The sequence below is a fragment of the Yoonia litorea genome (genome assembly GCF_900114675.1).
Taxonomy (GTDB): Bacteria; Pseudomonadota; Alphaproteobacteria; order Rhodobacterales; family Rhodobacteraceae; genus Yoonia; species Yoonia litorea.
The window spans coordinates 1,470,292-1,489,922 of sequence record NZ_FOZM01000001.1 but is presented as its reverse complement, the minus strand read 5'-3'; the positions used below and the strand labels follow the sequence as shown (position 1 = coordinate 1,489,922).

At 57.4% G+C, this 19,631-nt stretch carries 20 protein-coding genes; 8 read left to right on the top strand and 12 right to left on the bottom strand.

The annotated features are described in order from the left end of the window. Positions 1–81: 81 nt before the first annotated feature. From BM316_RS07695 to pyrC, 10 genes are all read right to left on the bottom strand, one after another. Positions 82–705, bottom strand: coding sequence for a hypothetical protein (locus BM316_RS07695; RefSeq protein ID WP_242649792.1), 624 nt, complete (start codon positions 703–705; stop codon positions 82–84). A 32-nt stretch (positions 706–737) separates the two neighbouring features. Next, the gene (locus tag BM316_RS07690) at positions 738–1,229 is read right to left on the bottom strand and encodes a hypothetical protein (RefSeq protein ID WP_090206029.1); all 492 of its coding nucleotides are present in this window, start codon (positions 1,227–1,229) and stop codon (positions 738–740) included. An 86-nt stretch (positions 1,230–1,315) separates the two neighbouring features. Then, positions 1,316–1,894 carry a CvpA family protein gene (locus tag BM316_RS07685; RefSeq protein WP_090206027.1) on the bottom strand — a complete coding sequence of 193 codons (579 nt, stop codon included), beginning with the start codon at positions 1,892–1,894 and terminating at the stop codon, positions 1,316–1,318. A gap of 22 nt (positions 1,895–1,916) precedes the next feature. Next, positions 1,917–3,281 carry a DNA repair protein RadA gene (radA, locus tag BM316_RS07680; protein ID WP_090206024.1) on the bottom strand — a complete coding sequence of 455 codons (1,365 nt, stop codon included), beginning with the start codon at positions 3,279–3,281 and terminating at the stop codon, positions 1,917–1,919. A gap of 39 nt (positions 3,282–3,320) precedes the next feature. Then, on the bottom strand, positions 3,321–3,767 hold the full coding sequence (locus tag BM316_RS07675) for a paraquat-inducible protein A (protein WP_090206021.1): 447 nt from the start codon (positions 3,765–3,767) through the stop codon (positions 3,321–3,323). Further along, positions 3,768–4,805, bottom strand: a complete 1,038-nt coding sequence (gene alr, locus BM316_RS07670; protein WP_090206018.1) for an alanine racemase — start codon at positions 4,803–4,805, stop codon at positions 3,768–3,770. It lies immediately after the preceding gene. Between the two features lie 58 nt (positions 4,806–4,863). After that, complete coding sequence (locus tag BM316_RS07665) at positions 4,864–5,220, bottom strand: SecDF P1 head subdomain-containing protein (protein WP_131802548.1); 357 nt, start codon at positions 5,218–5,220, stop codon at positions 4,864–4,866. A 40-nt stretch (positions 5,221–5,260) separates the two neighbouring features. After that, on the bottom strand, positions 5,261–6,748 hold the full coding sequence (locus BM316_RS07660) for a replicative DNA helicase (protein WP_090206013.1): 1,488 nt from the start codon (positions 6,746–6,748) through the stop codon (positions 5,261–5,263). A 221-nt stretch (positions 6,749–6,969) separates the two neighbouring features. After that, a complete protein-coding gene (locus tag BM316_RS07655) occupies positions 6,970–7,644 on the bottom strand; it encodes an orotate phosphoribosyltransferase (RefSeq protein ID WP_090206010.1) in 675 nt (224 codons plus the stop codon). 50 nt (positions 7,645–7,694) lie between these two features. Continuing rightward, positions 7,695–8,747 (bottom strand): dihydroorotase, encoded by a 1,053-nt coding sequence (pyrC, locus tag BM316_RS07650; protein ID WP_090206007.1) that lies wholly within the window; start codon positions 8,745–8,747, stop codon positions 7,695–7,697. 118 nt (positions 8,748–8,865) lie between these two features. Between pyrC and BM316_RS07645 the strand changes: the two genes are divergently transcribed. Then, positions 8,866–9,153, top strand: coding sequence for a hypothetical protein (locus BM316_RS07645; RefSeq protein ID WP_090206005.1), 288 nt, complete (start codon positions 8,866–8,868; stop codon positions 9,151–9,153). A 2-nt stretch (positions 9,154–9,155) separates the two neighbouring features. Here the strand turns inward: BM316_RS07645 and BM316_RS07640 are convergent, their stop codons facing one another. Beyond that, positions 9,156–10,106 (bottom strand): hypothetical protein, encoded by a 951-nt coding sequence (locus tag BM316_RS07640; RefSeq protein ID WP_090206002.1) that lies wholly within the window; start codon positions 10,104–10,106, stop codon positions 9,156–9,158. A 105-nt stretch (positions 10,107–10,211) separates the two neighbouring features. Next, a complete protein-coding gene (locus BM316_RS07635; protein WP_090205999.1) occupies positions 10,212–11,435 on the bottom strand; it encodes an acyl-CoA dehydrogenase in 1,224 nt (407 codons plus the stop codon). 109 nt (positions 11,436–11,544) lie between these two features. Between BM316_RS07635 and BM316_RS07630 the strand changes: the two genes are divergently transcribed. From BM316_RS07630 to BM316_RS07600, 7 genes are all read left to right on the top strand, one after another. Next, on the top strand, positions 11,545–12,444 hold the full coding sequence (locus BM316_RS07630; RefSeq protein WP_090207726.1) for an AAA family ATPase: 900 nt from the start codon (positions 11,545–11,547) through the stop codon (positions 12,442–12,444). Between the two features lie 44 nt (positions 12,445–12,488). Continuing rightward, on the top strand, positions 12,489–13,751 hold the full coding sequence (locus BM316_RS07625) for a vWA domain-containing protein (RefSeq protein WP_090205995.1): 1,263 nt from the start codon (positions 12,489–12,491) through the stop codon (positions 13,749–13,751). A gap of 15 nt (positions 13,752–13,766) precedes the next feature. Then, entirely contained in the window at positions 13,767–14,741 is a 975-nt protein-coding gene (locus BM316_RS07620) for an XdhC family protein (protein WP_090205992.1), read from the top strand. After that, positions 14,738–15,718 (top strand): molybdopterin-binding protein, encoded by a 981-nt coding sequence (locus BM316_RS07615; RefSeq protein WP_090205989.1) that lies wholly within the window; start codon positions 14,738–14,740, stop codon positions 15,716–15,718. The genes BM316_RS07620 and BM316_RS07615 overlap by 4 nt, the downstream gene beginning before the upstream one ends. A 157-nt stretch (positions 15,719–15,875) precedes the next feature. Next, entirely contained in the window at positions 15,876–16,358 is a 483-nt protein-coding gene (locus BM316_RS07610) for a (2Fe-2S)-binding protein (protein WP_090205987.1), read from the top strand. Between the two features lie 66 nt (positions 16,359–16,424). Continuing rightward, positions 16,425–18,794: a xanthine dehydrogenase family protein molybdopterin-binding subunit gene (locus BM316_RS07605; RefSeq protein ID WP_090205984.1), complete on the top strand. Its 2,370-nt coding sequence runs from the start codon at positions 16,425–16,427 to the stop codon at positions 18,792–18,794. Between the two features lie 13 nt (positions 18,795–18,807). Beyond that, positions 18,808–19,599 (top strand): FAD binding domain-containing protein, encoded by a 792-nt coding sequence (locus BM316_RS07600; protein ID WP_090205981.1) that lies wholly within the window; start codon positions 18,808–18,810, stop codon positions 19,597–19,599. Positions 19,600–19,631: the final 32 nt, after the last annotated feature.

The following is a 19,631-nucleotide window of genomic DNA, read 5'->3' as shown; positions in this document are numbered from 1 at the left end:
TGGACAAGGGGCAGCTCCGAATCCGTTGGGTCTCGCTTGGGCTTCTCCATAGAGGGTCAGCGACGCCATGTCACGAAACGATCAGAAGCGTGCGCCAAAAAGCATTATCGCCAGTGGCACAGGGGATACGCCGATCATCACAGCGATCAAGGTTGGCAGCGGTGCGAATATGCCGCTGAGGCCCGCAACCATCATAATTCCACCGCCGCCGCCGATCACAGCGTTGCCAGGGACATTCACGGCCAACGCTAGGGCCAGATAGCGCCGCCGCAAAGCAAGCCTCACCAGAGACGGCGGGGCGCTTTCCAGCAAGACAGAAAGACGTTCTTCGCGCGGAAGGGCGCATACGCGGTCAAGCAGTTCTGCTGCACGGTCCATGCGCAGGAAGGCCAGCATCCGCGCCAGAATGGATGCAGGCAGAAGTAGTCCGACACAGTAGGCCAGCATCATTGCAACCACCGTTGCAGCATAGACAAGTGGCGCGATGGAGGCGCCAAACGAGCCGAGCAGAGCAATCCCGATTTCGGCACCGGGAACAAAGGGGATGGCCAAAAGCACGACATAGGCCACAGTCCCGAACATCACGGCGGTATGCACGCTTTGTTCATTGCGGGGCATAATCTCAAGATTGAGCGCGTCGCGGATCGTATGTGAGGCCCATGTCGCGCCGACGATCAGCGCAATGAGCAGGACAAAGCGGAGCAAGAACCCGCTCAGGCGAACACTTGAGTTTGCCGTCACCCCGCGATCCCCGCTGCGATATGTTCCTCTGACGGTACCAATGTACCACGACCGACGACGTTGACCTGATGTGTCCAGTACCAGCGGCGCGTGGTCCAGGTCCCCTCAAAAGTCACCGCGCCGTCAACGACTGTCCCGTAGAAAACGACCGTGTGGGGCGCGTCGGGGCAGCGGGTTGTGGTGGTAAAGTGCAAGGTCTCGCCATCTATGAAGGTGCGGTAGTCATGCCAGCCGAAATCGCAATAGACCTGACACATGGCCGACTGAAATTTCCCGTCCCGAAAGACCAAAGCGTCAAGGATTTCGTCTTCGGTCTCAATGACACGGTCGAAAGTAAAGAACGTCAGCCCATCAAGAGCGGTGCCCGCCTTCCAAGGGCCGTCAGGCACCGCATAGTCAGGTATGTCCCTGTTGAGGACTGCAATGCTTGCGCCGCCGACGAGGATGACTGCCGCCAAGAGCGCCAATGTCGTCACAACAACCCGCATGGCTTATCTCCGAGGTTTTCTCGAAGCAGCCTGAAGGTTCACCTTAGGTAAGGCAAGAGCGAAGATCGAGCGGGTGCCAGCCTGCGTTAAGCGTCGCTGCCTGCGTCTGCGGGTGCGCCACAGCTGCCGACCAGCTGCCCGTACTGTTCGGTAATCCAGCCAAGTGCTTGTTCAGGGTTTTGCTCCTCAACACGTTGTGTCAACTGGGCAAAGACCTCTGCCGAGCGGCTGTCATCAATGATGGCAAACTCTTGTGCTGCGAAAACAGTCTCGTAAACGAAAAACGCAACCGCAATAAGGATGATACCGCGCAGAACACCGAAGAAGAACCCAAGTGCCTGATCAATTCCACCAAGGGCTGAGCGCTGGACGGCCGAGGAGAAGAGCGGCGTAAAGATCGACACCACGATGAGCGCAACGGCAAAAACCGCAGCAAACGCCGCAATGATCGCCAATTCGCAACTGTCGCCGATAAAGTCACCCAAAACAGGCACTTGTTTGATCAGCGGTTCTACCTGATCTGCGAAGATGAACGCGATGATCGCGGCACCGATCCATCCGAGGATCGCCATGGTTTCGCGCACAAGCCCGCGACTGTAGGCGAGCACCCCCGAAACAAGGATTGTGATCGCGACACCTGCATCGACCAGCGTAAAACCTTCCATGGTCCGTCTCCTGATGGCGCGCTTATCTTGCGCCGAATACGTTTTCTACAAATCCGGCCAAGGTCTTGGCGCTTTGCTGATGCAAGCCAGTGACGACAGGCTGCTTTGCCTGTTCCGGGACAATGCCTTTTGTAAAACCAAGTTTCTGAGCCTCTTTCAATCTATTTTCCGCCTGAACAACGGGTCGGAGCGCGCCAGAGAGGCTAATTTCACCAAAAACCACAGCTTCAGCCGGTAAAGCGGCATCTTCCCGCGCAGAAACCAGCGCTGCGGCCACGGCCAGATCAGCAGCAGGCTCGGTAATCCGCAGCCCGCCGGCCACGTTGAGGTAGACATCAAGGCCAGTGAACTGGATGCCGCAGCGGGACTCCAACACGGCTAGGATCATCGCCAGGCGCCCACCGTCCCAACCGACCACGGACCTGCGCGGCTGGCTGTGCGGTGAGGGCGCAACAAGGGCTTGGATCTCGCACAACATGGGCCGGCTCCCTTCGATCCCGGCGAAGACCACCGATCCCGGGGCAGGTGTGCCGCGTTCGGACAGAAAAAGCGCCGAAGGGTTTTTCACCTCGGCCAGACCTTTGCCGGTCATCTCGAACACACCGATTTCATCAGCGGGGCCAAACCGGTTTTTGACGCTGCGCAGAATGCGGAACTGATGGCCGCGCTCCCCTTCGAAGTAGAGCACAGTATCGACCATGTGCTCGACCACGCGCGGCCCTGCGATAGCACCCTCCTTGGTGACATGACCAACCATGATCACCGCCATCCCGTTGCGCTTGGCAAAGGTGGTCAGTTCATGGGCTGACGCGCGCACCTGACTGACGCTGCCCGGCGCGCTTTCAACGGTGTCGGCCCACATGGTCTGGATAGAGTCGATGATGGCAAGGTCCGGTTTCTCGGCTTCCAAGGTTGTCAAAATGTCTCTCAGATTTGTTTCTGCCGCGAGAAGCACGGGACTTTTTTCCAACCCGAGCCTGCGTGCCCGCATCTGGACCTGTGCGTTGGACTCCTCACCGGAAATGTATATGACCTTCAATCCGTTACGCGCAAATCTTGCAGCAGCTTGCAAAAGCAGTGTTGATTTACCGATCCCCGGATCACCGCCCACCAGCAGCGCGGATGCCTTGACCAGACCACCGCCAAGGACACGGTCCAGTTCTCCGACCCCTGCTTCTGTGCGCGGCGGCTCTCTCTCCTGTGTCTCAAGATCTGTCAGTGCGATTGCCTGTCCGCGTACAGCGCCAAGGGTCTTGCCTTTGGGGCCGCTACTGAGCGCCTTGGTTTCATGGATTGTGTTCCAAGCGCCGCAGCCATCGCACTGGCCTGACCACTTGCGGTAGCCCGCGCCACATTCGGAACATGCGTATGAGAGATCTTTGGCCATGTTCACCTTTTGGACCAATTCGGCAGATGCGACAAGCGTCTATGCAGTTGCCTTGGCCTTAGGGGTAAAAGCGGCAATGACGATGGAGGCAAGAATGCAGGCGGTGAATAGATAAAGCCCCCAACCCGTTTCAATTCGGCCAATGCCGACGCCTTTGAAAACGACGATGTAGAGCGCGACGAGAAACACATCCGCCATCGCTAGTTTTCCGATCCAAGAAAGCACCGGAAGCGTTTGATCTTTCAGCAAATTAAAGTGGACCAAGGCCAACCCGATTGTCTTGAGGTAGGGCGCGAAGAGGGCGAAGGCTGTCACGAGCAGGGCCAAGGCGACATCGCTGTCCCACAAGGCCTGCATGCCTGAAATGACGCTGATTTCGCTCAAGCCAAAGAGCGGCAAAAGGCCTGCGCGCATCAACGGTGCAAACCACGCAATTGGAAACAGGATCAGCAAAGACAGATTGGCGATGCGCAGAATAGTGAGCATCTATTTTCCAAAGGTCTTGCGCTGATACCGTGCCCCCAGTTGTGTCAGGATTTCGTATCCAATGGTCCTTGCGTCAGCGGCCAGATCGTCAACGCTTTGCTGTGGGCCGATCAATGTCAGCTTGGCGGGCTCTTCAGTCAGGTCTGTCACATCAATCGTGAGCAAATCCATTGAGACCCGTCCAACCAGCGGGCAGGGGGTCTCTCCATGATAGAGACGCGTCCGGTCTGACAACATCCGGATAATGCCGTCGGCATAGCCGCCCGAAACTGTCGCAATCCGGGAGGGCCGCGAGGCCTGCCAGGAATTGCCGTAACCCACAACCTCGCCTTCAGCTACGTCGCGGATCTGCACGACCGGAAGATCAAGCTCGACCACCGGCTGCGCCTCTGCGTAAGGCAATCCGCCGTAAAGGCCGATCCCGGGGCGGGTCAGGTCAAAATGATATTCAGGGCCCAATAGAATGCCGCCTGTCGCCGCTAAGGATCGTGGCACGGAAATGCCATCCGTCATCTTTCTGAACTGGGCGAGCTGGTAAGGGTTCATGGGGTGGTCAGGCTCGTCGGCGCACGCCAGGTGCGACATGACCAGTTTCGGGCGTTGGGCGAGAGCCACTTCGGCCACCGCAGCCCATTCGTTTATTTCCATGCCAAGGCGGTTCATGCCCGTGTCCAGCTGAACGCCGAAAGGATGATCAGGCAGTGTTTCAAGGTGACGCGTCAGTTGATCAACGGAGTTGATCATCGGGGTCAGGCGCAACTCGCGGACCGCGTCTGTGTCGCCTTTCATGTGACCCGAAAAAACGTTGATCTCAGGCTTGGGGCCGAGTTCTGCCCGGATCACCTCAGCCTCTTCGACGACGGCAACAAAAAACTGCCGCACACCTTCTTTGAAAAGCGCCTTGGCGACATTGGCCGCACCAAGACCGTAGCCGTTCGCCTTGACGACCGCAGCCGTCTTGCAATTTGTCATTGCATCCAAGCTGCGCCAATTGGCGACAACCGCGTCAAGGTCGATGATCAGGCGTCCGGTGCTCATGCCGCCCTTGTGGCAGGGGGCGGGGTATGGGGCAAGTATTTATCGTCCCGGAAACGGCCTACTCAGGGCAGGGCTGCAGCCCATTGAGCGCATCGACGATCTCAGCGGCGCGATCCCGCTCAATCGGGTCGGTGATCGCGAACCCTGACGTGATCTCAGCGGTGATTGTCGGTGCAGCGGCCGTTTCACCACAAACGAACATCGTCACCGGCTGGTTCAGATGTGTCCGGGTAAACAGCGCAAAAGCGGCTGACGCATCTTCATCAAGTGCAATCGCGACCTGAGCGGTGTCATCAGTGGCGTTGTCCAGTTCCGCTCTGAGTTGTTCCGCCGAAAAGCGCAGGTCACCAAGAAAGCCCGTAAACCGCACAACAGTCTCCGCGTTGCTTTGCGCAATGGCAGGAGAGGCCATCATCAACATGGCGATTAATAGCTTTTTTATAGCGCGTTCCTTTCTAAAACTGCTGCTCGTCACCTTGCTGCCAAGGCTTTGCAAGGTTGCCAAAACGGGTAAATTCTGCGGTAAACGCAAGCTCAACGGTCCCGATTGGGCCATGTCTCTGCTTGCCGACAATGACTTCAGCCTTACCGTGGGCGCGAGACATCTTGTCTTGCCAGGCTGCAATGGCTTCCAGGTTGTCATCATCAGGCTTCTCACGCTCAATGTAGTATTCGCCACGGTACACGAACATCACGACATCCGCATCTTGCTCAATAGAGCCCGACTCACGCAAGTCCGAGAGTTGCGGACGCTTGTCTTCGCGTGATTCTACCTGACGCGACAATTGCGACAAAGCTATGACCGGAATGTTGAGTTCTTTTGCGATTGCTTTGAGACCCATCGAGATTTCGCCGATTTCCTGCACGCGGTTGTCTGACGTACCACGTACCAGCTGAAGATAGTCGACGATCAACAGATCAAGGCCATGCGTGCGCTTGAGACGACGTGCGCGTGCTGCAAGTTGTGAGATCGGGATGGCGGCTGTGTCGTCGATATAAAGAGGGCAGGCCTCAAGCTCTTTCGCAGCGTCCACAAAGCGACGGAACTCCGCTTCGGTCATGTCGCCTTGTCTGATCTTGTGCGAGGAAATCTCTGATGCATCCGCAAGGATACGACCTGCCAACTGCTCTGCGCTCATTTCCAGAGAGAAGAATCCAACGACGCCACCATCGACAGCGCCTTCGCTTCCATCCTGAAGCTGTCCACGGCGATAGGACCGCGCGATATTGAAGGCAATGTTGGTGGCAAGCGAGGTTTTCCCCATTGAAGGGCGACCGGCGAGGATCAAAAGGTCGGATTTGTGAAGGCCACCCAGCTTCTTGTCCAAATCGGTGAGGTTCGTGGCGAGCCCGGCCAGGCCGCCATCACGCTGGTAAGCGGTGTTGGCGACATTCACGGCCTCGGTGACGGCTGCGAGAAAGGACTGGAACCCTTTTTCGGACACGCCTTGTTCTGCCAGAGTATACAGCGCCTGTTCAGCCTCGACGATCTGTTCGCGCGGCTCGCTATCGACATCGACGCGCGCGGCTTTGTCGGTGATGTCGCGCCCAAGCCTGATCAGTTCGCGGCGCGTCGCCAGATCGTAAATCATCTGCGCGTAGTCGCGGGCGGCAAATGCCGATATGGCCGCACCAGCAAGCCGCGCGAGATAAGGCGGTCCACCAAGCTCCTTCAGACCTTCATCATCTTCCATGAAGGCCTTCAGTGTGACGGGACTGGCCAGCATGTTGCGCGTGATCCGCGAAGCGGCAGTCTCGAAAATGCGCGCATGGACAGGATCGTAGAAGTGTTTCGGTCCGATAATCGCAGCAACGCGGTCAAAGATATCGTTGTTTGTCAGAATGGCACCCAGAAGCTGCTGTTCAGCTTCGATGGAGTGCGGCATCGCATCCTCTGCCGCCACGTCCTGACCGCTTGCGTTGAATTGGGTAATTTCGTTCATTTTTGTCCCCTCGCTGCCCTGGGACTTCTTAGCTTTCCGGCCCCCTGCAAGCTAGGAGGATATGATCGGGGATAAGCCTCTGGATAAATCTGTGCAGAAGCCTCTCTCGCGACAATGCTTACCAGAAATTGTGGGAATCACCAAGGCTGACGCAAGATCAAGACGCCTCAGCGATTCTCGGACGCAGTTATGCACAATGGCTCTGGATAAGTTTTTTGCGTTTAGCCGGTCGCAGGCTGCCATTCAGCGGGATTGTTCAGATAAGCCTCGACAGCCGCGAGTGTTTCCGCGTCATAGGCACCACGCGCTTTTGCCTCGGCAAGCACGTCCCACCAGTTGCAAAGTGAGATGAGCTGCACGCCATGCTCGGCCAGCATGTCTTCCACACCATCGAAAATACCGTAAAAAAAGATCACGGCGGTGGCGCTACACGTCGCGCCTGTTTCGCGGATTGCATCGACAAAAGACAGTTTGGACCCACCGTCAGTCGTCAGATCTTCGACCAGCAGAACGCGTTGGCCCTCGGTCATAACACCTTCGATGCGCGCATTGCGCCCGTAGCCCTTTGGCTTTTTGCGCACGTAGGTCATTGGCAATGCCAGACGTTCCGCAACCATCGCACTGAACGGAATTCCTGCTGTTTCCCCGCCTGCGATATTGTCGAACGCCTCAAAGCCCGCTTCACGCATGATCGAGACAGAAAGAAAATCCATCAAGGTGGCTCTAATACGTGGAAACGAAATGAGCTTGCGGCAATCGACATATGTCGGTGCCTGTTTGCCTGAGGCAAGCGTGAACGGCTCTTTGGCGTTGAAATTCACGGCCCCGATCTCAATCAGCATCCCCGCCGTCAAACGCGCGATTTCTTCTTTTGCAGGGAAGGATGTCGGGATCATATTAGGCAGCTCCTGTTGGTTCTAAGTGGCCAATCGCAACGCGCAGGGCATTAGCCCTCAACACGCCAATGAAGATCGAAACCCGGGTCAAAGACTGTAACCGGCCCGTCCTCGGTCGAGATGCTTTCGGGATAGGTGACGGGTGGGCCTTTGACCAAGGTGATGGTGTCGTCATTTGGCGGCAAGCCATAGAAGGCCGGACCATTGAGTGACGCGAAGGCTTCCAGTTTCTTCAACCTATCCGCTGCCTCAAACACTTCTGCCAGGCAGGACATAGTGTTTGGGGCGGTAAAGATGCCTGCGCATCCACAAGACTGCAGTTTGGCGGCATCTGTGTGCGGCGCGCTGTCTGTGCCGAGGAAAAAGCGTTTGTCGCCCGAAACCGCCGCCTGCACGAGGGCCACGCGGTGGGCTTCACGTTTGGCAACAGGCAGGCAATAGAAATGCGGTTTGATGCCACCGGCCAGTATGTGATTGCGGTTGATGATCAGGTGGTGGGTCGTAATCGTAGCAGCAAGGTTCTTTGAGCTGTCACGTACATAATCGACGGCGTCCTGCGTCGTCACATGCTCCATCACGATTTTCAGGTCAGGGGTCTTTTTGCGGATGGGTTTCAGAACACGATCAATGAAAGTTGCTTCGCGATCAAAAATATCAATGTCGTTGTCGGTGACCTCGCCATGCACGCAAAGCGGCATTCCGATCTCGGCCATTTCTTCAAGGACCGGTCTGACTTTTTCGAAATCCCGCACGCCCGAGGCCGAGTTCGTTGTCGCACCCGCTGGGTAGAGCTTCACCGCGGTCGCAATCCCGCTTTCATGCGCGTAGCGGACGTCGGCAGGGTCGGTATCCTCGGTGAGGTACAGCGTCATCAAAGGGGTGAAGCTATGACCCTCTGGCAGGGCGTCCATGATCCGATCACGGTAGGCTTTGGCGTGGTCCGCTGTCACAACAGGCGGCACCAGATTGGGCATGATGATGGCACGTGCGAAATGGCGGGACGTTTCGGGCAAAACGGCCCGCAACATCGCCCCGTCTCTGAGGTGCAGATGCCAGTCGTCAGGGCGCCGTATTGTGAGGCGTGTCAATTCTTTCTCGGACATGCCGAAGGGGTTACACCTTTCAACTCAGCAGCGCCATAGGGCTTCTGAACAGCCTTGCAGTTTGATGTCCCATTCGGAATAGTCTGGTGGCAGTTCTGACTTGGAAGGGGCCGTCTCAATGCTGGGTTTCATCGTTGCATTCATTGCTGGACTGTTGGTGCCGAAAATCGAGGAAACGGTCACAGCCCCGGTAAAGGCATTTCTGCAAAACTATTTCAAGGTTGAGCCTGCCGAAACGCGCGCAATCAGTTTCATGATCGCACTTCTGGGCGCTGCGGTCATTTCTGCCTTGCTTGAGAGCGGGTCAACCTTTGCAATCGCCCTCGGGGTGGTGCTCGGCTATTTCGGCACGCGTCTTTATGCGCTAATAAAGCGCGTGATAGAGGCCCGCACCGATAGCGATTGAGATTACTTGCCGAAGCTTACCACGTCGTCTTCGGCCATCTCTTCAAGCTTGCTGGCAAAATAACCTGTGCGATCACGCTTGAGCATGTAGTTGCACAAGACTTGTGCCAGCCAGACGTGATCCTTGTCGAGCAGGTGACTGACCAGATCGCGTGTATAGGTCTGGTCATATCGGCGCGCGCGGATCAGTTGGCAGAAACGTTTGCGGTCCAGCGCCTTGTCCATGGCAAGCTTGATGATCAGATCATGGATGCCCATCCGGTCAAATGTCCGGTCGAGCGCGTTCCCGAACATGGCGCAAGGCAGCAACGTCACGTTATCGCTACGGAAAAGCGCGGCGTGTGCAGCATCGAAACGCTCATATGGGTCATAGGCCACAAATGCACGCCCGGCCGCGTCCAACATCTCGGGGGCATAGCCATAGCGCGATGTGAAGTCATAACGCCGCTCTTTGTAAAAGCGTGGGTCCCACCGCGCCATTTCCGCGTCGAGCGTCGCCTGTGGCCTGATGGCAATGACTGTCGCCCCGGGTGAAACCACCGAATAGGCGGCAGCCGCATAGGCTTCGCCACCGTCACCGCCGTAGAACACGACATGTTCAAAGTCATCAAAGAAACCTTCGTCCATCAGGCGATCAAAGAAGGCATAGATAGCCGGATCGCGAAACCAACTGGTTCCCTTTGAATAAAGCGCAAGGTGGGACCACCCGTCATGGCGCGCATAGGCAAAGCCCCGCGGTTCAGCCGCATAAGCAAATTCGCGGACACGGTCCACGTTCTCGAAAGTTACAAAGAGGTTGTTGCCTGCTTCCAAAAAGCCAGCAGCATGCTCTTTACCCAAGTCCTCAAAAAAACCGTTGGCCATGCTGATCTGGCGAATCTGTGCCATCCAGCTTTCTGGGCCGAGGTCGACAAGGTTGGTTTCGATATCTAATTGTCGATCTTCAATACTCATAACAATACTCCGCAGCCGCGAAACCGCACGGCTGTTGTATGAGTCATACTATTTTATTGCGACAAAACTTCGAGGGTAGCCCCTCTTATTGTTATCTATTCGCCATTAAAAGAAGGCTTGAAGGCCCGTTTGTGCGCGACCCAAGATCAATGCGTGCACATCATGGGTCCCTTCGTAGGTATTGACGGTCTCAAGGTTCACCATATGGCGCATGACCTGAAAATCTTCACTGATTCCATTGCCGCCATGCATGTCGCGGGCAATTCTGGCAATATCGAGCGCCTTGCCGCAGTTGTTCCGCTTCATCAGACTGATCATTTCCGGTGCCGCATTGCCCGCTTCCATCAAACGGCCAAGCTGCAATGCACCTTGCGTGCCGAGCGCAATTTCAGTCTGCATATCGGCAAGCTTCTTCTGGAAAAGCTGGGTCTGGGCCAGGGGGCGACCAAACTGCTTGCGATCAAGCCCATAGCTGCGGGCGGCGTGCCAGCACGCTTCCGCGGCGCCCATCACGCCCCATGCGATGCCGTAGCGTGCGCGGTTCAAACAACCAAATGGCCCTTTGAGCCCTGACACGCCGGGCAATAGTGCCTCTTCGCCGACAGTGACTTGGTCCATGACAATTTCGCCGGTGACCGATGCACGCAGCGATAGTTTTCCGCCGATCTTGGGTGCGGACAGGCCCTTCATCCCTTTTTCGAGGATAAACCCACGTATCTTGCCATCGTGTGCTTCGGACTTCGCCCAAACGACAAAGACATCAGCGATGGGCGCGTTGCTGATCCACATCTTTGAACCTGACAGCACATAACCGTCCGCTGTTTTCTTGGCAGTGGTTTTCATTCCGGCGGGGTCACTGCCCGCGTCGGGTTCGGTCAGGCCAAAGCAGCCGATCAAAGATCCGGCTGCAAGGCCAGGGAGATATTTCTGTTTCTGTTCTTCGGTGCCGTAGGCATGGATTGGATACATCACCAGTGAGGACTGGACCGACATCATTGATCTATAGCCGCTGTCCACACGCTCGATTTCGCGCGCGACCAGTCCATAAGTGACATATCCGGCGCCAAGGCCGCCGTATTCTTCTGGGATCGTGACACCCAAAAGACCAGCCGCCCCCATTTCAGCAAAAACCTCAGGAGCGACAGTCTCTTCACGGTAAGCTGACGTGACACGTGGCTGCAAAGTTGATTGCGCAAAGCTGTGGGCGGCATCGCGCAGCATACGCTCATCTTCTGTCAGTTGGCCTTCAAGGCGCAACGGATCTGCCCAGTCAAAGCTGGCAAGGTCCGGTCCGAAACCTGCTTTTGAAATTGGCGACGACTCGTTCATGGCATGCCCCTTTGTTCTGAGCCGCAAGCTAGGCCTTTGCGGAGGGTGAGGCAATGTGTGCTTGACGCCATGTGATCAGGGTGCAGTTCTATGGCGCAAAGGAGAAGCCATGACTTATGCGTCGATAGACGAGGTGCAGACAGCGCTCGCGAGCGAAGACTACATTTGCGGCCGGGCGCTTGCGACAGTGGTTTATCTTGGCCTGGAACTGGGGCGTCCGATCTTTCTTGAGGGTGAGGCGGGAACTGGCAAGACAGAAATTGCCAAGGTCATCGCAGCCTCGTTGGGGCGACGCCTGATCCGCTTGCAGTGCTATGAGGGTCTTGATGCAGCATCCGCAGTCTATGAGTGGAACTTTGCCGCACAGATGATGGCAATCCGAATGGCCGAGCAGGGTGGTGTTGATCAGGCAGAGCTGCAGCGACATCTTTATTCCGATGAGTTTCTCGTCGCCCGCCCTTTGCTGGAGGCGATGCAGCCGCAGCCTGGCGGCGCACCTGTTCTCTTGATTGATGAGCTTGATCGGACCGACGCACCTTTCGAGGCCTTCTTGCTCGAAGCCCTGAGTGATTTTCAGGTCACGATCCCGGAAAGAGGCACGATAAAGGCTGAATCACCACCGATCGTGATTCTCACGTCCAACCGGACCCGCGAGGTGCACGATGCTCTCAAACGTCGCTGCCTTTATCATTGGGTCGACTATCCCGACTTTGACCGCGAGTTGGAGATACTCAAAGCAAGAGCACCGGAAGCAGCAGAAACGTTGAGCCGCGAAATCGTTGCGTTCGTGCAGCGTCTGAGGGGGGAGGATTTGTTCAAAAAACCCGGGGTCGCCGAAACAATCGACTGGGCCAAATGCCTGCTTGCGCTTGATGTGGTCAATCTCAGCCCGGAAACTATCGTCGACACCCTTGGTGCGATTTTGAAATATCAGGACGATATCCAGGAGCTTCAGGGGTCAGAGGCGAAGCGGTTGCTGGACGAGGCGCGTTCAGACTTGGCGTCGTGATGGCACGCATGCTCGGATCGAATGAACGGGGATGGGCCTGACCGATGCGGTATCCCGATCTGCCACTTCCTGATGATCCCAAGCTCGCACAGAACATCACCCATTTCGGCAGAGCGCTGCGGCGCGCAGGTTTGCCTGTAGGGCCCGGTCGCATCGTTGATGCTATAAATGCGATTGCCGCAGTTGGCTTTACGTCCAAGCGGGACTTCTATTGGACGCTGCATGCGTGTTTCGTCAGCAAGCCAGAAGAGCGATTGATCTTTGGGCAAGTGTTCCGGCTCTACTGGCGTGACCCGCAATACCTTGAACATATGATGGCGATGATGCTGCCTGCCGTGCATGGTGTGCAGGAAGACCGTCAGGCGCAGGCAGCTGAAAAACGTGCAGCCGAGGCGTTGCTCGATGGGCAAGAGCGGCCGCTGCCGGAGCCAAAGGCGCAAGCTGATGACGAGATCGCCATTGATATCGATGCCAGCCAGACAGCCTCGGCTGACGAAAGACTGCGCACCCTCGATTTCGAATTGATGAGCAATGAGGAGATGCAAAGGGCAAAGCGGATGCTGGCGCGCCTGACACTACCGGTGCCGCCAATCAGGGGCCGCCGCATGATTTTGGGTCATGGAAAGACGCCTGACTGGCGCGCCACCATGCGCGGGTCCCTGCGCAAAGGCGGAGAGATCACGTCATTTGCGACACGGACGAACCGCCTGCGTTATCCCAACCTCGTTGTGCTGTGCGACATATCGGGGTCCATGTCGCAATACTCTCGCGCTGTCCTTCATTTCATACATTCGGTGGCAAACGCACAAGGGCAGGGCTGGGCGGCTGTGCATGCCTTCACCTTCGGGACCCGACTGACGAATATTACGCGCCATCTTAGGCGTCGCGATGTGGATGCTGCACTGGCCGCCGCAGGTGGCGAGGCACAGGATTGGGCCGGTGGTACGCGCATCGGAGACTGCTTGCACGCATTCAATCGCGACTGGTCGCGCCGTGTGATGGGGCAGGGTGCTGTTGTCCTGTTGATCACAGACGGTTTGGACCGTGGAGGCGCTTATGACTTGGGTCGTGAAATGGAACGTCTGAAACTGACAGCGCGGCAGGTGATCTGGCTGAACCCGCTCTTGCGCTGGGACGGATTTGCGCCCAAGGCGCATGGGATCATGCAGATGCTGCCCCATTGCACCAGCTTTCGTGCAGGTCATAACATCGCGTCTCTTGAAGGGCTGGCCACGGCGCTGTCGGGGCGCGATAATGGTGGTGAGAAGCAACGCCTCCTCGCCATGATGGGGCGGGATGCGGCATAACAAGGGGTCAGCGTGATGGCCGAAGTGATCACAGATCTGCCCCGTCTGGCACTGGCGTGGCACCGCGAAGGGCGCAGCGTTGCCCTTGCAACCGTCGTGCAGACTTGGGGCTCAGCACCTCGCCCTGTCGGCAGCCAATTGCTGATCGATTCAGACGGCGCGATGGAAGGATCGGTTTCAGGTGGCTGTGTCGAGGGGGCCGTGATCGTTGAAGCGATAGATGCGATCGAAAGCGGGAAACAGGCTTTGCTCGAATTTGGCGTAAGCGATGACGAAGCCTTCGCAGTCGGCTTAGCGTGCGGCGGTGAGATCAAAGTCCTCGTCGAGCCTGTTGGCAGCGTGATGCCAGTCGATAACCTTGAGGCGTTAGTGGAGGCGCGTGAGGCGCATCAACCGGTAGCCTACGTCACCAGTCTTGCCGGGGGCAAACCGCGCTTGGGACAGCCAGAGGAGTTTTCGGATCGCTTCCGTCTCGATCAGTCCGGCGTGCTTGACGACGGCGAAACCTTTGTTGCCATCCATAATCCGCCATTGCGGATGATCATCGTGGGTGCTGTCCATATTGCGCAGCATTTGGTGCCCATGGCGCAGGCCTGCGGGTATGCACCCACACTGATTGATCCGCGCCCTGCCTTTGGGTCCGAGGCGCGGTTCCCAGGTGTGACGATCGCCGATGATTGGCCGGATGAGGCGATGACAAGGCTTGCACCCGACACGCGGACTTGCGTGGTGACACTGACCCACGACCCAAAGCTTGATGATCCTGCGATCAAGGCGGCGCTGGGCACAGATGCCTTCTATATCGGTTGCCTTGGGTCGAAGAGGACGCATGCAAAGCGCGTTGCGCGCCTCGAAGAGGCAGGCTTCGCGCCCGATGCCATCGCCCGCTTGAACGCGCCGGTCGGTCTCGATCTCGGCGGCAGGCAGCCTGCTGAAATCGCGGTAAGTATCATGGCGCAGGTCATTTCCGTCTTGAGGAAAGGCACGTGAAATTCGGCAAAGTCCCCGTCGAAGAGGCGGAAGGCGCCGTGCTCGCACATTCGCTGACTGTCGCCGACAAAAGGTTACGCAAGGGAACGGTGTTGCTGGCAGATGACATTGCCCTGTTAAAGCAAGCCGGAGAGACAGCTATCACTGTGGCGCAATACGATGAGCATGACCTTTCCGAAGACGAAGCTGCCAAAAGACTGGCTGCGGCACTGGCGGGGTCGGGTATTCGCATCAGTCAGGCGGCGACCGGACGGGTCAACCTCTTTGCAGAGGGGCCCGGCATTGTTGCGGTCGATGCTAAGGCCATTGATGCGTTCAATGCCATCAATCCGATGATCACAGTCGCAACGCTGCCGCCATTGGCGCGCGTGGACGTAGGGGTGATGGTGGCGACGGTCAAGATCATTTCCTACGCCGTGGCAGAGGCCGACGTAATGCAGGCGGGGGCACTGGCGTCTCAGGCCATTGCACTGAAGGCGCCGCAATACGCCACCGCTGCGCTCATCGAGACCACATGGGGTGGTGAAACGTCGGCCAAGGGCGAAACGGCACTCAAAAACCGGCTCGCGCGGCTGCAGGTGACATTGGGTCCGCGGCGGTTGGTTGCGCATGACACTGATGCCTTGGTTGCGGCGTTGGGAGAAGCAGATGCTGACGTTCTCTTCATTCTGACAGCCTCAGCGACCTCGGATGTGGCCGATGTAGGCCCGTCCGCGCTTGTCACGGCTGGCGGCACGCTCACCCAGTTCGGTATGCCTGTTGATCCTGGCAACTTGTTATTTCTGGGCCGGCTGGGCGACCGACCGGTGATCGGGCTGCCCGGATGCGCGCGTTCTCCGGCGCTCAATGGGGCTGATTGGGTGATCGAACGTGTGATTTGCGGTGAGAGCCTGACGCCAGACGATTTTGCCAAGATGGGCGTTGGCGGATTGCTGAAAGAGATCCCCTCACGTCCCAAGCCGCGTGCTGAAATCTGAAAGACAGAGTGTTCCCACTGGCAGTTCGGGAAGACACTTATCCGTGATGCTGCGCTGCAAACCGCCAGAGTTTGCAACTGCAGCGTAAGAAGGGTGTTCTCAAGTCACCCCGCGCGTGCTTAACTCATTCCAAAGCATAATTTTTTGGGAGGACTCTATGCCAACGGTATCAATGACCGTGAACGGGAAAGCCGTTTCTGGAGACGTTGAAGGTCGCACGCTCTTGGTTGATTTTTTGCGCGAGGATTTGCGCCTGACCGGCACGCATGTTGGGTGTGATACGTCACAATGCGGTGCCTGCGTCGTCCATGTGAACGGGGAAGCCGTCAAGGCATGCACGATGTTTGCCGCAGAGGCCGATGGCGCCGAGGTTGGCACCATCGAAGGGCAGGCAAATGCGGATGGGTCCCTCAACGTGATCCAGCAGGCTTTTCAGGACCACCACGGGCTTCAGTGCGGTTTTTGCACACCCGGCATGGTGATGTCCGCGGCGGCTTTGCTCAAGGAAAACCCCAAGCCAAGCGAAGCCGAGGTGCGCGAATACCTCGAAGGCAATATCTGCCGCTGCACAGGGTATCATAACATCGTCAAAGCGATCATGGCCGCGTCCGGACAGGACGTCGCAATCGCCGCCGAATAATCGAAATTCAGACAGCCAACCTGTTGCCGCTTGAGGAGGCGCGCAACGGGTCAGGGAGGAGAGACTATGCCAAAAGATGGTGGAATTGGAGCCGACACAAAGCGCCGCGAGGACGTGCGCTATCTGACGGGTTCCGGAAATTATACAGCGGACATCAACGCCTTCGGTCAAGCTGCCGCGGTCTTTGTCCGCTCGACAGTCGCCAACGGCAAGATCAACGCGATCGACACAAGTGCGGCCGACGGTATGCCAGGCGTGCTGGCGATCTTCACAGGTGAGGATTTCGTTGACGTCGGCGGGAACCCTGCGGGTTGGTTGATCAACAGCCGTGATGGCGAGCCGATGAAAGAACCCAAGCGCCCCGTGCTGGCGCATGGCAAAGTGCGCCATGTTGGTGATGCCTACGCTGCGGTTATTGCCGAAACGGTAGAACAAGCGCGCGATGCCGCAGAAGCTATCGAGGCGGATATCGAGGAACTGCCAGCTGTGGTTGATATGGCAGAGGCGCTGAAAAACCAGACGCTCGTGCATGATGAAATCGAGACAAACCAGTGCTTCGACTGGGGCTGGATCGAGGACAACCGTGCGGCAACTGACGAAGCGATCAGGAACGCCCCGCATGTGACCACGCTTGAGTTGGTCAACAACCGTCTGGTCCCCAATGCCATGGAGCCGCGTGCTTCGATCGGCACCTACGATCGTGCTCAGGATGCTTACACGCTGCAAACTACCTCGCAGAACCCGCATCTGACACGGCTGCTGATTTCTGCCTTCGTGCTGGGCATTCCAGAAAACAAGCTGACAGTGATCGCACCAGATGTGGGCGGCGGTTTCGGTTCCAAGATTTACCATTACGGCGAAGAGGCATTGGTGCTCGCGGCCTCCAAAAAGGTGGGCCGTCCGGTCAAATGGGTGGCTGATCGCACAGAGTCCTTCCTGACGGATGCGCACGGCCGCGATCACGTGACCAAGATTGAACTTGCGTGTGAAAAAGACGGCACGTTCATTGCCTTCCGTACCGAAACGATGGCGAATGTCGGTGCCTATCTGTCGAATTTCTCGACCGCGACACCGACGTTCCTGCACGGGACCCTGATGGCTGGGAATTACACGGTTCCCAATGTCTATGTGAACGTGAAAGCAGTTTTCACCAACACAGCCCCTGTGGACGCATACCGGGGTGCCGGACGTCCCGAAGCGACGTACTCGATTGAAAGGGTTATCGACAAAGCTGCCCGTGAATTGGGGCTCGATCCGGTCGAGGTCAGACGCAAGAATTTCGTCAAGCCTGACCAGTACCCATTCGCATCGGCCGCCGGCCTTGAATACGACAGCGGCAACTATGACGCGCTGATGGACAAGCTGGAAGAAATCATCGACCGCGATGGCTTTGCTGAACGTCGCAAGGCGTCCGAAGCAAAAGGCATGCTGCGCGGATTGGGACTGAACAGCTACATCGAGGCCTGCGGGATCGCACCGTCGAACCTCGTCGGTATCCTTGGCTCACGGGTTGGTCTTTACGATGCAGCAACTGTGCGCGTGAACGCCACTGGTAACCTGAGCATTATGGTAGGTGCACACAGCCATGGGCAGGGACACGAAACCGTCTTCCCGCAGATCGTGGGCGAGATGCTGGGAATTGATCCAGCGAGCATCGACATCGTCCATGGTGACACGTCAAAGATCCCGTTTGGTATGGGGACCTATGGTTCACGTTCGTTGGCGGTTTGCGGGTCTGCGATGGTGCGGGCAACGGAGAAAATCATCGCCAAGGCCAAGAAGATCGCAGCGCATATGCTGGAAGCCTCTGCTGACGACGTGGACTTTGCTGATGGCCAGTTCACCATCAAAGGCACCGACAAGTCGGTGGGCTTTGGTGAGGTGGCGCTCAAAGCCTACATTCCGCACGAATATCCAATCGAGGATATCGAGCCCGGACTTGAAGAGACGGCCTTCTACGATCCGGCAAACTTCACCTATCCGTCAGGCGCCTATGCGTGTGAGGTCGAGGTTGATCCTGAAACTGGAAAGGTGCGGATTGATCGGTTCGCGGCTGTGGACGATTTTGGGAATGTCATGAACCCGATGATCGTCACGGGCCAGGTCCACGGTGGTCTGGGGCAGGGCATCGGTCAGGCGCTTCTCGAAGGGGCCAGCTATGATGCCGACGGTCAGCTCTTGTCCGCAAGCTACATGGATTACACAATGCCGCGCGCTGACGACCTGCCGTTCTATACGGTAGATCACAGCCAAGGGACGCCTTGCACGCATAATCCGCTGGGTGTGAAAGGCTGCGGCGAGGCCGGGGCCATCGGTTCACCGCCAACAGTCGTCAATGCAGTCATCGACGCGCTGCAGTCTGGCGGCAAGAACGTCACTCACATCGACATGCCGCTGACGCCATCGCGTGTCTGGTCGGCGATGAACAACGCATAAAGGAGAGCGGGCAATGTACGCATTTGAAATCGAACGGCCTGCAAGCATCGCTGACGCGGCTTCTGCGATGAAAACAGACGAGGCGCAGGCCTTGGGCGGGGGACAGACACTGATCCCCACGCTCAAGCAACGTCTGGCGATGCCTTCAGTGCTGGTTTCCTTGACCGGCATCGGCGAAATGAAGGGTGTCTGCATGAGCGACGCTGGCGAGGTTTGCATTGGTGGCGCAACTACCCATGCCACCGTCGCACGCGAGGCAGCAGCGCATTATCCCGGCCTCGCCGGGCTTGCGTCACGGATCGGCGATCCTGCGGTGCGCAACCGGGGGACAATTGGCGGCTCACTCGCCAACAACGATCCAGCCGCTTGCTATCCTGCCGCTGCGTTGGGCTCAGGGGCGACGATCATCACCAACTCACGCTCAATTGCGGCCGACGACTATTTTCAGGGGATGTTTACAACAGCTCTTGAGGAAGGCGAAATCATCACAGAGGTGCGCTTCCCGGTCCCTGAGAAGTCTCACTATCAGAAGTTTGTGCAACCGGCATCACGTTTCGCACTGGTCGGTGTCTTCGTCGCCAAATACGCAGATGGTGTGCGTGTCGCTGTGACAGGTGCGTCCGAGGAAGGTGTCCACCGCTGGACAGAAGCCGAAAACGCTTTGTCAGGGAATTTCTCTGCCGATGCGATCAGTGAGCTTTCGGTCTCAGCGGATGGCATGATCAGCGACCTCCACGGGTCGCCTGAATATCGCGCACATCTGGTCAAGGTCATGACAGGTCGGGCCGTTTCTGCCGCGAGCTAAGTAAGTCTGTTCCGTGCCGCAATGCGCGGCGC

Excerpts from the sequence above, each read along its gene's own strand:
- BM316_RS07690 (WP_090206029.1), bottom strand. The coding sequence starts at position 1,229 with ATGCGGGTTGTTGTGACGACATTGGCGCTCTTGGCGGCAGTCATCCTC.
- BM316_RS07685 (WP_090206027.1), bottom strand. The coding sequence starts at position 1,894 with ATGGAAGGTTTTACGCTGGTCGATGCAGGTGTCGCGATCACAATCCTT.
- radA (WP_090206024.1), bottom strand. The coding sequence starts at position 3,281 with ATGGCCAAAGATCTCTCATACGCATGTTCCGAATGTGGCGCGGGCTAC.
- BM316_RS07675 (WP_090206021.1), bottom strand. The coding sequence starts at position 3,767 with ATGCTCACTATTCTGCGCATCGCCAATCTGTCTTTGCTGATCCTGTTT.
- alr (WP_090206018.1), bottom strand. The coding sequence starts at position 4,805 with ATGAGCACCGGACGCCTGATCATCGACCTTGACGCGGTTGTCGCCAAT.
- BM316_RS07665 (WP_131802548.1), bottom strand. The coding sequence starts at position 5,220 with ATGATGGCCTCTCCTGCCATTGCGCAAAGCAACGCGGAGACTGTTGTG.
- BM316_RS07660 (WP_090206013.1), bottom strand. The coding sequence starts at position 6,748 with ATGAACGAAATTACCCAATTCAACGCAAGCGGTCAGGACGTGGCGGCA.
- BM316_RS07655 (WP_090206010.1), bottom strand. The coding sequence starts at position 7,644 with ATGATCCCGACATCCTTCCCTGCAAAAGAAGAAATCGCGCGTTTGACG.
- pyrC (WP_090206007.1), bottom strand. The coding sequence starts at position 8,747 with ATGTCCGAGAAAGAATTGACACGCCTCACAATACGGCGCCCTGACGAC.
- BM316_RS07645 (WP_090206005.1), top strand. The coding sequence starts at position 8,866 with ATGCTGGGTTTCATCGTTGCATTCATTGCTGGACTGTTGGTGCCGAAA.
- BM316_RS07640 (WP_090206002.1), bottom strand. The coding sequence starts at position 10,106 with ATGAGTATTGAAGATCGACAATTAGATATCGAAACCAACCTTGTCGAC.
- BM316_RS07635 (WP_090205999.1), bottom strand. The coding sequence starts at position 11,435 with ATGAACGAGTCGTCGCCAATTTCAAAAGCAGGTTTCGGACCGGACCTT.
- BM316_RS07630 (WP_090207726.1), top strand. The coding sequence starts at position 11,545 with ATGACTTATGCGTCGATAGACGAGGTGCAGACAGCGCTCGCGAGCGAA.
- BM316_RS07625 (WP_090205995.1), top strand. The coding sequence starts at position 12,489 with ATGCGGTATCCCGATCTGCCACTTCCTGATGATCCCAAGCTCGCACAG.
- BM316_RS07620 (WP_090205992.1), top strand. The coding sequence starts at position 13,767 with ATGGCCGAAGTGATCACAGATCTGCCCCGTCTGGCACTGGCGTGGCAC.
- BM316_RS07610 (WP_090205987.1), top strand. The coding sequence starts at position 15,876 with ATGCCAACGGTATCAATGACCGTGAACGGGAAAGCCGTTTCTGGAGAC.
- BM316_RS07605 (WP_090205984.1), top strand. The coding sequence starts at position 16,425 with ATGCCAAAAGATGGTGGAATTGGAGCCGACACAAAGCGCCGCGAGGAC.
- BM316_RS07600 (WP_090205981.1), top strand. The coding sequence starts at position 18,808 with ATGTACGCATTTGAAATCGAACGGCCTGCAAGCATCGCTGACGCGGCT.